This is a genomic window from Nitrosopumilus sp. b1, assembly GCF_014078545.1.
Classification (GTDB): domain Archaea; phylum Thermoproteota; class Nitrososphaeria; order Nitrososphaerales; family Nitrosopumilaceae; genus PXYB01.
Window position 1 is genome coordinate 5,105 of the sequence record NZ_MU078712.1, and the last position, 12,690, is coordinate 17,794.

The 12,690-nt window shown below is 34.6% G+C and carries 14 protein-coding genes; 6 read left to right on the forward strand and 8 right to left on the reverse strand.

The window, feature by feature from the left end:
• Positions 1-248: 248 nt before the first annotated feature.
• From C6988_RS01005 to fsa, 4 genes are all read left to right on the forward strand, one after another.
• A complete protein-coding gene (locus C6988_RS01005) occupies positions 249-551 on the forward strand; it encodes a hypothetical protein (protein ID WP_182132704.1) in 303 nt (100 codons plus the stop codon).
• Between the two features lie 124 nt (positions 552-675).
• The gene (locus C6988_RS01010; RefSeq protein ID WP_182133259.1) at positions 676-2,343 is read left to right on the forward strand and encodes a ribulose-phosphate 3-epimerase; all 1,668 of its coding nucleotides are present in this window, start codon (positions 676-678) and stop codon (positions 2,341-2,343) included.
• Positions 2,344-2,351: 8 nt separating this feature from the next.
• Positions 2,352-3,308, forward strand: coding sequence for a transketolase family protein (locus C6988_RS01015; RefSeq protein WP_182133261.1), 957 nt, complete (start codon positions 2,352-2,354; stop codon positions 3,306-3,308).
• Positions 3,305-3,970 carry a fructose-6-phosphate aldolase gene (gene fsa, locus C6988_RS01020; RefSeq protein WP_182132706.1) on the forward strand — a complete coding sequence of 222 codons (666 nt, stop codon included), beginning with the start codon at positions 3,305-3,307 and terminating at the stop codon, positions 3,968-3,970. The genes C6988_RS01015 and fsa overlap by 4 nt, the downstream gene beginning before the upstream one ends.
• 8 nt (positions 3,971-3,978) lie before the next feature.
• On the opposite strand, the gene C6988_RS01025 is transcribed toward fsa, so the two are convergent.
• Complete coding sequence (locus tag C6988_RS01025; protein ID WP_182132709.1) at positions 3,979-4,293, reverse strand: hypothetical protein; 315 nt, start codon at positions 4,291-4,293, stop codon at positions 3,979-3,981.
• A 160-nt stretch (positions 4,294-4,453) separates the two neighbouring features.
• Between C6988_RS01025 and C6988_RS01030 the strand changes: the two genes are divergently transcribed.
• Both C6988_RS01030 and C6988_RS01035 read left to right on the forward strand, forming a co-directional pair.
• On the forward strand, positions 4,454-4,630 hold the full coding sequence (locus C6988_RS01030) for a hypothetical protein (RefSeq protein WP_182132711.1): 177 nt from the start codon (positions 4,454-4,456) through the stop codon (positions 4,628-4,630).
• A 91-nt stretch (positions 4,631-4,721) separates the two neighbouring features.
• Positions 4,722-5,426, forward strand: coding sequence for a hypothetical protein (locus tag C6988_RS01035; protein WP_182133263.1), 705 nt, complete (start codon positions 4,722-4,724; stop codon positions 5,424-5,426).
• A gap of 1 nt (position 5,427) precedes the next feature.
• On the opposite strand, the gene C6988_RS01040 is transcribed toward C6988_RS01035, so the two are convergent.
• The 7 genes from C6988_RS01040 to C6988_RS01070 all read right to left on the reverse strand — a co-directional run bounded on the left by C6988_RS01040 (position 5,428) and on the right by C6988_RS01070 (position 12,568).
• Positions 5,428-5,793: a hypothetical protein gene (locus C6988_RS01040; protein ID WP_182132713.1), complete on the reverse strand. Its 366-nt coding sequence runs from the start codon at positions 5,791-5,793 to the stop codon at positions 5,428-5,430.
• A 29-nt stretch (positions 5,794-5,822) separates the two neighbouring features.
• Positions 5,823-6,386 carry a TATA-box-binding protein gene (locus C6988_RS01045; RefSeq protein WP_182132715.1) on the reverse strand — a complete coding sequence of 188 codons (564 nt, stop codon included), beginning with the start codon at positions 6,384-6,386 and terminating at the stop codon, positions 5,823-5,825.
• 62 nt (positions 6,387-6,448) lie between these two features.
• On the reverse strand, positions 6,449-6,901 hold the full coding sequence (locus C6988_RS01050) for an ASCH domain-containing protein (RefSeq protein WP_182132717.1): 453 nt from the start codon (positions 6,899-6,901) through the stop codon (positions 6,449-6,451).
• A 3-nt stretch (positions 6,902-6,904) separates the two neighbouring features.
• Positions 6,905-8,446, reverse strand: coding sequence for a pyridoxal-phosphate dependent enzyme (locus tag C6988_RS01055; RefSeq protein WP_182132719.1), 1,542 nt, complete (start codon positions 8,444-8,446; stop codon positions 6,905-6,907).
• A 266-nt stretch (positions 8,447-8,712) separates the two neighbouring features.
• A complete protein-coding gene (locus C6988_RS01060) occupies positions 8,713-10,278 on the reverse strand; it encodes a vWA domain-containing protein (RefSeq protein ID WP_182132721.1) in 1,566 nt (521 codons plus the stop codon).
• Positions 10,279-11,076, reverse strand: coding sequence for an AAA family ATPase (locus C6988_RS01065; RefSeq protein WP_182132723.1), 798 nt, complete (start codon positions 11,074-11,076; stop codon positions 10,279-10,281).
• Between the two features lie 34 nt (positions 11,077-11,110).
• Positions 11,111-12,568, reverse strand: a complete 1,458-nt coding sequence (locus C6988_RS01070; RefSeq protein WP_182132725.1) for an NAD(P)/FAD-dependent oxidoreductase — start codon at positions 12,566-12,568, stop codon at positions 11,111-11,113.
• Positions 12,569-12,690: the final 122 nt, after the last annotated feature.

Here is a 12,690-nt window from a genome sequence, read left to right on the forward strand (position 1 = left end):
TTTGTAGCAGTCTTCTTTGTTTTTCTTTTTGTAGTCTTTGCTGCTTTCTTAGCTGTACGTTTTACTTTACGAGCTGCTTTTTTTACAGTTCTTTTAGCACTTGCCATTAAACTATGGAATTTTGATAACTCTTTAAATTAGAAACAAGAATACAAGCTGAGCTTTAGTTAATTTTTTTTAGTTAAAAAAAATCTGCGATCATCTTTTCTTCTATTATAATTTTAATAATTCAATATTGTAGAAATACTATGTCATCAAAACGACCAACAATTCCAAAAATTAACAAGCCAAGTATCTCAAAACGATCAAAAATTGCTAAAGTATCAAAAATTTCTCCATCTAGATCATTAAAACGTATTAACACAACTGTTTCTGCTACATCCTCCGTCCATCCACAGCCTAAAAAGAAAATTATTGAAAAATTAGGTACATGTTATGAATTACTCGAATGCAAAGGCGAAATTATTGGAAGACGGATAAGTAAGAACAAGTGCAAATCACTAAAGGGTAAAAGTTGGAAGCCAATTAATGGAAAATGTCAGCCAACATGAAACCTGAATAATCCTATTTCGAAGTAAGTTCTTTAATTTCTCAAAACAACGTCTATGATATATCCAAAGACTATTGTTTGTAGAAGTAGATTTTTATTCAATTTGAATGAAAATCGAACCAAGTATGGGCCTAAATTATTATCAAATCAAAAAAAACGTTAGAAAGGCCCGAAAACTTGTCATTCAAGGTACAACTTCTGCTGGTTCAGGACATCCTGGAGGTTCTTTCTCTATGGCAGAAATTGTAGGTGTGATTTTATTCAAGTATTTACGTCATGATCCAAAAAACCCACAATGGGAAGAACGAGATAAACTGATTTTATCAAAAGGTCACGCAGCACCTGGTTTATTCTCTAATTTAGCTGTAGCAGGATATTTCGATGAATCTGAATTACTGACTCTAAGAAAATTTGGAAGCAAATTACAGGGACATCCTGACCTAAAATGTCCTGGTGTAGAATTTTGTGGTGGTTCTTTAGGAATCGGACTGTCATTTTCGATTGGGTCAGCAATGGCTGCTAAAATTGATGGAAAGGATACTAGGATTTTTACAATTATGGGTGATGGCGAAACAGATGAAGGACAAGTATGGGAGGCTGCAATGACTGGTTCAAAATACAAGGTTGATAATCTGACTGCCATTTTAGATCGTAATTTTATCCAACAGGATTCTTACACAGAAAAAGTTATGCCCCTTGATGAAGAATTAGTTGGTGATAACCTTTCTGAGATGTGGAAAGATGCATCAAGATGGAAAACCGGTGATAAATGGCGTTCATTTGGATGGAATGTAATTGAAATTGATGGACACCGTATTGAGCAAATTGACAATGCGATAAAAAAAGCAACTTCAACCAAAGGATTGCCCTCAATTATCATTGCAAGAACTATCAAAGGAAAAGGTGTAGAGCATATGGAGGATAATCCTCAATGGCATGGCAAAGCAGCAGATCCTGACATTGCACCAATTATTGATACAGAACTTGATTGTCAATTTATGATAGCACCATCAATTATTGCAGGAGATATGTCTAATTTAGAAAACGAAGTGAAAAGGTGTGTTCATGGCAGAGCAGATTACATTCACCTTGATGTGATGGATGGACAATTTGTACCAAACAAGACCTTTGATTATACAAAAATTAAAGAATTACGGCCATTAACTGTGATTCCTTTTGACACTCATTTGATGATTAATGATCCAGGAAAACAAATCAAGAATTATGTTGATGCTGGTAGTGATATTATCACTGTTCATGCAGAAGTATGTGATGAATCAAGTTTTGGTGAAATTCATGATTACCTAAAACAAAATCAAGTTGGAGTTGGACTTGCCATAAATCCAGACACTGATATTCCAAATTGGTCTTACAAATTTCTACCTACACTAGATCAACTAATCGTCATGTCCGTTGTACCAGGAAAATCAGGTCAAAAGTATATTGAATCAACCCATGAAAAAATGAATCAAATCAACTCTGTTTTAGAACAAAATAATTTTCAAGGCTATATTGAGGCCGATGGTGGTGTCACTTTAGACAATATTGGCTCCTGTTTTCATGATGGTGCTAGAATTTTTGTAGGTGGTAGTGCAATTATTGGGCAACAAGATGTTCGTGGAGTTATAACCGAATTTAGAAATACAACATTACTTGCAAGAAGAAAACTTTTACTAAAAAAAGCAAATGACCTAGGTGGAACAGAACTTGTCAAAAAATGGATAGATCTTCATAAAATTGGAGAAAAGAAACAACAGCTAATGAAAATTGCAACGGAGGCAGGCTTCCTATGAGTGTACAAATGACTGATATGCGTACTGAGTATGGTAAGACAATTATCGAAATTGGAAAATCTAACCCTAACGTTGTCGTTTTAGGTGCTGACACAACTGATTCTTTGAAAACTGCAGATTTTGGCAAAGAATTCCCAAATAGATTTTTTAATGTTGGAATAGCTGAGGCAAATTTAGTTTCAGTTGCTGCCGGACTTGCAATCTCTGGAAAAATCTCCTTTGCAAGTACATATGCAATTTTTGTTCCTGGTAGAGCTGTTGATCAAATACGTAATGCTATTGCATATCCTACACGTGGGGACAAAAAAGGACTAAATGTGAAACTAGTCGTTTCACATGGAGGACTTTCAGTAGGTGCTGACGGAGGTTCTCATCAACAAATAGAAGACATTGCAATTATGCGAGTTATTCCTAACATGCGTGTATTCATTCCTGCCGATACCATTGCTGTTTCGAATCTTACAAAAATTATGTCTCAACAGTATGGTCCATTCTATATGCGACTAGCTCGCTCAAAAACTCCTGTTGTTCATTCAGACTCTCAAGAATTTCAAATTGGTAAGGGAATTACTTTACGTGATGGCTCAGATTGCACTATTGCAGCTTGTGGAATCACAGTAAAAATGGCATTAGATGCAGCTGAAAAACTCCAGCATGATGGTATTTCGTGTAGAGTTTTGGATCTCTTCTCGATAAAACCTATTGATGCTGATTTACTAGAAAAAGCAGCAAGGGAAACAGGTTCAATTGTTACTTGTGAGGAGCATAATATTTTTGGCGGTTTAGGTTCAGCAGTATCTGAAGTTGTTTCAGAAAGATATCCTGTTAAAATCAAAAGAATTGGTGCACAAGACAAATTTGGTGAATCATGTAGAGATGAAGAAATACCACTATTATTAGAAAAACATGGTATCACATCTTTTAATATAGCAAATACTGTCAAAGAAATCAGGAGAAACCAATGAAAATTTTTCTGGATACTGCAAATTTAGAATCAATTCGTAAATATAATGACATGGGACTATTGGATGGCATTACTACCAATCCTAGCTTGTTATCCAAAGAGGGAGGAGATCCAAAAAAAGCAATGGATGAGATTACTAGAATAATCAAAGGTGATGTCTCTCTTGAAGTTGTTAGTACAGAATTTCAAGGAATGATGGATGAGGGACATAAACTAAGAAAGTACGGTGACAATGTTGTTGTAAAATGCCCAATGACTGCTGATGGACTAAAAGCCTGCAAGTCATTAACAAATGAAGGAATACCTGTTAATGTAACTTTGATATTTTCTTCCAATCAAGCAGTTTTAGCTGCAAAAGCTGGTGCAAAATACGTTAGTCCATTTATTGGAAGATTAGATGATATTGGTCATAATGGCATGAATTTGATCAGAGAAATAAAAGACATTTTTAAAAATTACTCTTTTAAAACTCAAATTCTTGTTGCAAGTGTGAGACATCCTCTTCATGTTGTTGAAGCTGCCAAAATAGGTGCAGATGTTGTAACCTTGCCTCCTGATGTATTGGGTAAAATGCTAAAGCATCCTCTTACAGATATTGGCTTGAAAAATTTTCTTGCAGATTGGGAAAAATTAAAGAATACAAATCAAAATATTAGTATCTAGAAAATTTCTTAAACGCCTGATGATTCAGCTTTTGACAGCTCTAAGAATACTTTATCTCCAACTGATAAATTCATCTGTTTGTATTCATGCATGTCCATTTTTATTGATGTAACTCCCCCTGGCATTCCTCCCATTCCTGAAAACATTTTGTTTAGATCTTTCATCATATCATTCATGTTGCTAAATCCCATGACTTTGGGGCCGAAAGGTGATTGCGGCTGAATTCCTTCTTTTAGCTCTTTTGCAGATGATAATGATACTATTACATACGGAGCACCATCTGGTGCAGCATCAATACTCTTTACAACGAACTCTTTTCTCATGGTATCCATTTTTTCATTCTCATATTTTAAACTTCAAATAAATAGTCTGCTGCTAAAGATTTTTCATAATCTTTTAACAATATCAGAAGAATTCCGATGACGATCACAAGGTTATATCATAATACAGTCTGCTTTTTAGTTCCATCTTTTGACTATAATTATGAAAAGTGACGAAAAGCGTTCTCATAGATTAAATCATCTATTGAAATATTACCTGCAAAATCCTACTGAGCGAGAATTATTCAAAAGGGCAAAACAGATGGGTGTTTCTGATTCTACAGCAAAAGATTACATGAGGACTGTAATTATTCAAGCACGAAAAATTTATCCTCAATAGTTTTCATTTATAATCTAAAAAATTGGTTTTGTGTCTAATCTTTTCTTAGAAACGTTAAACAAGGCATTCTTGTTTATCTATTTTGAATTACATGCTCGATACAATCCTAGATGATGTAAACGAACTGATTAATTTAGAAAAAGGAGATTTTAAAATCTTAGAGCGAATTAAGAGGGCTGCAGAAAGAAATGAAGTCATTTCAGTTTATGAGCGAGATTATGTGAGAAAATTAGTAGAAACTCATCTAAGACCAAAATTTGAAGATCCAAAAAAAGAAAATATAAGAAAACCTATTGAATCGTCCAAACAAACTAGTTCTCTAGAAAAACCAATATCAAAACCTGTCATCAAAAAACAACCCATATTCGTATCAAAATCAAATCCTAAAACAACAAAAATTGCTTTTGGAATTGGAGCAGTTGCTTTGGCAATAATATTGATTGTAGGAGTTTCGCAATTTGAATTTGATGACACTGGACCACAAGAAATACCTGCACCAAAAGTTACACAAAAAGTATCTGGATTAATCATAGATACCGATTCACCTTCATATGAAATTGAAGATATCATTTCTATTTCTGGAAGCACTGATTCATCTACTTCCAAAGTTTCTTTATCGATTAGAAACACACAGGGAAACCTGGTGTGGTCTGAGGATGTTACAACAAAGAGTGATGGCACTTATTCTACTCTATTGATTGCTGGGGGATCTGGTTGGGAAGATTCTGGAAAGTATACTATTTCTGCAGATGATGGACAATCAGAAGAAGAAGTCTCAATAAACATTAAAAAATAATTTATTTAATTTTATATTTTGAGCGAGATTTTAAATCATCAGCTAACTTATTGAATATATCATTTGCACTAACATCTACTAAATTTATTGTTGCATTTTCACTTACTATCTGTTTTTCAAATTTTTCCTTAATTGCAAAAGATACTGATGACCAATGTAGTGTGCCCTTCAACTGTTCTTCCATTATTACATTTGTTGTAGGAAAATTTAATGGTGAAAAAACAATTCCATTTGCCCATTGCATTGTGGGTATTCCACCACCTGATGTTCTACTACTAAATGCTATTTGTTTAACCCAATCATCAAACTTGTATTCAATGACTTCATGAATAACTAATTTCTTCCAAGGTTCAATTGAGATTTCCATTTTTATATTCCTCTAAAATGTATATCCTACTATTCTCCATAGATCATTAATTGTTTTTCTTCAAGTAATGCATGTAAATTATGTACTGAACGATAAACATCAGCCTCTTTTTTTGCACCTGTGCATACTAGTTTTCCTGATGCAAACAAAAGAATCACAGTTTTAGGGTCTACCATTCTATGAATTAAGCCCGGAAATTGTTCTGGCTCATACATGCTTCGTGGTAAAACCCTTGCTGCTCTCTCTAAGTGAATTTTACCACCTAAATTTATGGCAGCAACTATATTTTGAACTACAATTACTGCATCATTTTTAATTTTTATTCCGTTTTTTCTAAGATTTTGAACTACAGTTCTAACTGCTTTAACAGCCATTTCTTCAGATTTTGCACCTGTGCAAACCATTTTACCTGTTCTGAAAATTAATGTGGCCGTTCTTGGATTTTTTAATCTAAATACTAATCCTGGAAATTGTTCAGGATGGTATTCCGTATCTGGAAATTTTTTTGTAACTTCAATAAGATCAATTTTTTGATCAACAGATGCAGATGCTACAACATTTTCTACACTGACAATAGGCTTGGTCTGGGGCAATCGTTGCTCATTTAGAAAGCCCCTTTATATACACATGGTGATACTTCAAAAAATTTTCCTATCTAATGATGCCCTATCCATTGATATCTATATTCTTCATCAATAATGTCTGCTTCTATAGCTTTGTCATTGATTTTGTTCTTAGGGAGTTTCACTTCGAAAAAACCTAATTTACCTTTAAATGGAATTGGAATCCGAAATGCTTTTTGATTTTTTAACAAAAAACCATATTTTTTGTTCTGAATATTTTTAGCAAAATGACAATTGTAATCTTTTTTTAATTCTGAAGTGGACTCATATTTTTTTACATCGTAAAGTTCAGCTTTACCTACGATGACTCCTCTTGGTAGTAGTTTAGTTATTTTCAACCGCCTATAATCTTCTTTTTTTATCTTAATTGGTGCATGGATTAAAAACTCCCCGCGAAAATTTGTATTCCAGTTACGTAACTCTATAGTTTTTTTTCCCGAAATAATTAATTCTGCAAACGGTTGAGAGACTGAAAGACACTTCAAGTTTTATTCAGTTGCTGCTTTGATATATTCACCAGGGTTTCTACCTCTACCTTCAGGCAAATTTGTAATTCCTCCAGTCAAACTTTCTGTTACTACGCCCTTGCTTGCAAGAACGTTGACTGCCATCAGTGAAGTATTTCCTGCCATGCAGACCAATAATGATTTTCCCTTGGAACCATTCAATTCTTTGTTTAATTCTTCAGGGATCTGCTGTGTTTGAAGTAATTCTCCAATTGTTCTAGCTTTAGGCACTACAATCTTCGATTTATCTACCCCGAGGGATTTGGCAATAATTTCTACTCCTTCTTCTTTTGGGGTATATTGAGTGTGTACCCAGATGATTTTATCGTAATTATCAATTTGTGATGCTGCTTCTTGTAGAGTAATCTGAGTTCGTTTTTGATTTTTTGACATTTCTTCAAAGTGTTTTCTATATTTGTCAATTCCATCAGCAATGATTACCACAAAATTTCCTACACTTCCAAAATTTGCCATTTGGATTACCGCATATAATGCAAGTGCACTACTCTCACCAATATCATATCCTTTGTCAACAAAAAATTTTAGGAGATGTTTTGCCTGCTCAAAATCTATTTCATACTGTCCTGCATAAATGTCAGGTTGAAACAATGTTAAACCTGATGCTTTGTCTTTTGTTCTAATTCCTGCAACATCTTGACCTGCTGGAGGAAATACAACGTGAACTGATTTTTTGCCATATTTTTCTGAAATGTATTTACTGATACCCCCTGATGTACCGCCTGTTCCAAAAGAACAAACAACTTGATAATCCCCAAGTGATTTTCCCTCTTCATGTAATTGCTGGTCAATCTCGGGGGCAGTGATGGTACGATGAACTTCTATATTTTGCTGATTATCATACTGCTCTGGACAAAATAATCCGTATATCTTTGCAAGAAACTTTGCTAAATTAATAATATCTTGTGCAGCTAAAAGTGATTCAATCTCTTTACTTGCATTATCAAATGGTGCAGGATCAAAACCTAATTCTACTAATTGTGAACGAATGTTTGCTGCAGTTGCCTTTGCTGCTAAAACATTTGGATTATCTTTCATTCCTGGAGCAGGACAGATATCCATATCTAAATCCATGATTCGAATTTTCTCATTTCTTAATTCCTTGAAAACACCTTCTTGTAATTTTCTTGATACTAGAGCAACTACTGTTAATCCAAGCTTTGATAATTGCCCTAAAGCTATTCCAAAATTGCCCGATGTTGCCTCTATTACTGTTTGACCACTCTTGAGTTGACCTGCCATTATCGCATTATACATAATGTGTACTGCTGGCCTTACTTTGATAGAGCCTGTTGGTAATTTAGAATCAAATTTACCATAAATGTTCAGATCCTTGTCTGATAAGTTGAGTTTAAAGACGCTTTTTGCACATTCCTTCAAATCCTCTGTTAGATTGACTAGAGGAGTCGCATTGATGACTTTATGACCCTGTTCATCTAGATGAGGAACTTTACTCCAAATCTCTTCTTTAAATCGTTCAAGAAGCTTTGTGTCAACTTCGGCCATGAAAAACCTACATTTCTAGCTAAATTTAGAACTTACTTAATTGAAAATTACTTCTAACCTTTGCTCTTGCGAGGCTTTGAATGAGCCTTTACCATATGCCTGAATGTTCTTTCAGAATCTGAAAATTCCATTCCGCATATTTTACATACAGTTGCTAATTCCAAATTCTTGTTCCTGTTGAATAGTCCCATGTGGTGATTTTAGATCCCTTCAATAAATATCTAGATGTGGTTTTTTTTCACAAGCTAAGAGTTTTGATAAAAAAATTATTGCTCCTGTAAAACAGACAGAACTCTGTTTGGAATATCATTTAGTCTACTGACTGCCAAAGTTCTTTCATAACCCAAGCGCTTGAGATTGCTTGCAATAATTGTTGCACCAACAGTGTTTGGACCTAATCCTAGTGCAACCATCTTGATTCCCATTGATTTGAATGATTTAATCATGGAACGTACAGCATTAGGATCTGATGGCTCTCCATCAGTTAAAGTCAAAAAAACGTTTGGTCTCTTTGATTGTAATACAGAATACATTTTATCATATACTTCGGCAAGTGGAGTTCCGCCGTTTGCAATAATTTGAGTAAGCCGTTTTGCACATATGTTATTCCACTTCATATTATCAGGTTTTACTAACCAACACATCACCGCTTTATCCACGGTACTAAATGCATAAACAGAAAAATTAATTTTCAAATAAGATAATACTTCACATAAAGCTAAGGTTGCCTTTTTGTATTCTAATTGTTGAGAGGAAATACTTGATGAATGATCTAACAAGATTACAATTTTTGTTTTTATTATCTTTTTTTGATCAGTAAAAAATGGCTCATGCCCTTCAATGTATGTTTCCTCATCAAACTCATCGCCTGCTTTCAGATGTTGTTCTTTCCAACCAGATTTCCAATCTTTGAATCGAATTTTTAGATTATTAATTAAATCCAAATCATAGATTGTTGTTTCATCAACATTTGTTTGGGATGGGATTTTAACTCCAATCGTTTCTGTGCCCAATCCTTTATTTTGATTTTTTTTATTTTCTTCCAAGAGAACCTTGTATTCCTCAAAAATATTTTTTCCACGAAATGCAGCCTCATGATCAATTTTTCCAAAATCACTTTCCCGATTTTTTGAAACTTTGATCAAAGCTTTTAGTAATTCTTCTTCTGTAAGGGCCATTCCTGGTTTTATCCATGGTAATGCAACTGGTATAGTCATCAATGAATCAATATCAAGAATTTTTATTATTTCAGGAATTTTTGTTTCTAACCAATTTGTATCGAGATCATTTTTCATTGCATACTGTAGAATTTCAGACGCGAATGAAGAGGCTTTCTTAATTCTCTCAAGATGACTAGGTTGGATTTCTCCTTTTACATCCCCAAATAAAAAATATTGATAGAGTGCTTCTACCATTCTTGCTTTTCCATATACTGTGTTTAGCATGGGTCTGTAATTCCACATGAAGGCATAATTGAAAATTAATTCTTCATCCATTCCTTTCCAAATCTTTCTTCCTAAAAGCTCAATCCTTCTTGTTTCAATAGTATTGAGAATAAAACCAAACGCATGATCATTACTGAGAATCTTCTTACACAGTTTCACTCTCATTGATTCATACCAAAGAGCAGTTCTAAATTGCCTATATCTTTGAAAATCATCCCCACTTAATTTCTCAAATGGTACTAAGATGATTCTACTTTCTCTTAGTAGGGTCTTTGTTTCACTTTTGTCTGAAAATTCTACTGTGATGTTTTCTTTTTCAGACCACCGTCTTGCTAGAAAGGTTGCTATCTCAACAAGAGAATCATTTCTAATTTGTAATGATTGCATCTAATTACCAAACATGGAGGTAATGATGTCGCTTACTTTTTGATATTCCACATTTCCCCATTGGGCATACACGTTACCAAAAACAATGTTTGCAGCTTCTTTTGGGGTTACTCCAGAATCTAGCATCTTTCCAAATGCAATACTCTCTCTCAAACTTGGAGAATAATACAATTCTTCAACTGCAGCAGCTTGACGTAATGTATTGGCTAATTTTATCCCCTGCTTTAAGGAATCTTGATGTGATCCTGAAACATATTTTTTTATTATTTCTAGTTCAATTTCCTCTGGAGGATATTCTAATCTTATTCTGACTGGAAATCTACTGAGTAGTTGAGGTGGAAGTTCTTTTGTTCCAACATGAGTTAAGGGATTAATGGTAGCAACAACAAACCACCCTTCTTTTGCATTGACAACTTCTCCAGTGGATTCCTTTAGCACAATTTGTCGTCTATCATCTAGGGCTTCATCTAATCTCAAAAGGACATCTGCTTCTGCAGAATTTAGCTCATCAAGATAGAGTATGTTTCCCTCCCTCATTGACTTGATTAGTATTCCCTCATCAAATCCTATTGAACCCTCATTGAGTGTTTTAGTTCCAACCAAATGACTCTCTCTTGTTCTAAGGCTAAAGTTAATTGATTCTAATGGGACTGATTTACTCTTTGCAAAATCCCTTACCAGAGTAGTCTTTCCTGTTCCCTTTGGACCAATAATTAAAACAAACAATCCTGATTCGTACGCCTTGTTCAAAATTTTAAAAGAATCATTCCAATCTAAGTAACTTGCTTCTTGTAGCATCTACAAGATGGATTTTTTAATTTACAAATAAGTCTTAGTTTTGGAATTGTTCTAGTTTGGCATTGGATTCATCAAGAACTTTGTGTAATTTTTGACTCCAATCTGCAAATCCTTCAGGTGAATCTGGATAATTGTAATAATGTTCTGTTAACCATCTGTTTTGCTGTGTAGTAAATTTTAGGCCGTCAGCTAATTTTTTGTTAAGTGCTCCTCTGATAATCATTCCAAGTTTTCCAAGTGCACTAAAGTCTGGGTGCTCCCCTTTGGAAATTGCTTCAACATCCAAGTTTCCCAAAAAGTGTTTCATTCCATAGTCAATCTGTTCATTTGTTAATGTCTGAATTAATCTTCTAAATACCTCAAGACCTGCAGTTTTGTATCCATATTCGTTGATGAATTCTTTATTATAATTCCACAGTCCTTTTTCCGTAACGTCTCCTTTTTGAATTGCCTCTACAGCACATTTTCCAATAATTGTGCCAGCTACTAATGCAGGACCGATACCTCCAGCATCTAATGGTTTTGGCATCCATGCAGCATCTCCCACCAGCATGTATCCATTTGCTACTAGACAGTCGTTTTGTCTTCTAACTGACACCTGAAAATTTCCAGTTGCATTATTCTTATCTTCTGGATCAGTTGAAAGTTTGGGATTTTTGATAGCTCTGTTTCGTGCTACATATTGATCAATCAACATCGACACGTTGTCATTTTTTCCTAAGCGCTTGTTTCGTTTATCTAGAAGAGTTTTTTCAACGCCGAGACCGATGTTTACTTTGTTTTTGCCTTTTGGAAATACCCAACCATATCCACCTGGTGCGATATCTTGATCTAAATGTATGATACAATAATCTGGGTCAAATTCTGATAGGTCTTCTTCACCATTTTCAAAATACATAATGTGCCTTCCTGTGGATTCTACATCTCTTCTGTCTACCTTTCTTTCGATTTTTGTTGTGTTTTGAATTTGATTTCTAAGCATTGATGTAATTCCAGTTGCATCAATCACTATCTTTGCAGTTTTTTTGTAAGGTTGCTTATTTTTATTGTCAACTCCTTGAACGCCAACTACTTGACTTCCATCATAAATTAGACCCGTAAGATTAACCTCAAAATCAAAGTTTATTCCCATTTTCATGGAACGCTCGTTTTGCCTTTCTGGGAGTTTTTGACGATTTAACATGTAACCGTCCCCATCAAAAGGAATTGATGTTTCTCTGTTTGGAGAAAATGCCATGACTCCTTTTACTTTGTGTTCGATCTCTGGATCCGTCCAATTCACCTTGATTCTTTCTGACATGTAGTCTACAGCTTCTTTGCTTACTGCATCACCACAAATCCATCCTCCTACACTTTTTCTGCCTGGTAGAAAACTAGAGTTTCTGTCAACAACTAGAATTTTTAGTCCTTGTTTAGAATAATGAGATACTGATTGAGCAGCAATTGTTCCTGCTAATCCTCCTCCAGCTATGATGACATCATAATCGGCCACAAACATCCCCTCGTTCATCGGTATTTAAAACAATCTTGATTTTACGGATCTAAAATTGGGTCGGTTCGTCGCGGCATCTTCAAAGCTTGCGCTGCTCAGACTGGAGCGGCTGTTATTTCCTC

Excerpts from the sequence above, each read along its gene's own strand:
- C6988_RS01035 (WP_182133263.1), top strand. The coding sequence starts at position 4,722 with ATGCTCGATACAATCCTAGATGATGTAAACGAACTGATTAATTTAGAA.
- fsa (WP_182132706.1), top strand. The coding sequence starts at position 3,305 with ATGAAAATTTTTCTGGATACTGCAAATTTAGAATCAATTCGTAAATAT.
- C6988_RS01025 (WP_182132709.1), bottom strand. The coding sequence starts at position 4,293 with ATGAGAAAAGAGTTCGTTGTAAAGAGTATTGATGCTGCACCAGATGGT.
- C6988_RS01065 (WP_182132723.1), bottom strand. The coding sequence starts at position 11,076 with ATGCTACAAGAAGCAAGTTACTTAGATTGGAATGATTCTTTTAAAATT.
- C6988_RS01005 (WP_182132704.1), top strand. The coding sequence starts at position 249 with ATGTCATCAAAACGACCAACAATTCCAAAAATTAACAAGCCAAGTATC.
- C6988_RS01010 (WP_182133259.1), top strand. The coding sequence starts at position 676 with ATGGGCCTAAATTATTATCAAATCAAAAAAAACGTTAGAAAGGCCCGA.
- C6988_RS01030 (WP_182132711.1), top strand. The coding sequence starts at position 4,454 with ATGAAAAGTGACGAAAAGCGTTCTCATAGATTAAATCATCTATTGAAA.
- C6988_RS01015 (WP_182133261.1), top strand. The coding sequence starts at position 2,352 with ATGACTGATATGCGTACTGAGTATGGTAAGACAATTATCGAAATTGGA.
- C6988_RS01040 (WP_182132713.1), bottom strand. The coding sequence starts at position 5,793 with ATGGAAATCTCAATTGAACCTTGGAAGAAATTAGTTATTCATGAAGTC.
- C6988_RS01060 (WP_182132721.1), bottom strand. The coding sequence starts at position 10,278 with ATGCAATCATTACAAATTAGAAATGATTCTCTTGTTGAGATAGCAACC.
- C6988_RS01055 (WP_182132719.1), bottom strand. The coding sequence starts at position 8,446 with ATGGCCGAAGTTGACACAAAGCTTCTTGAACGATTTAAAGAAGAGATT.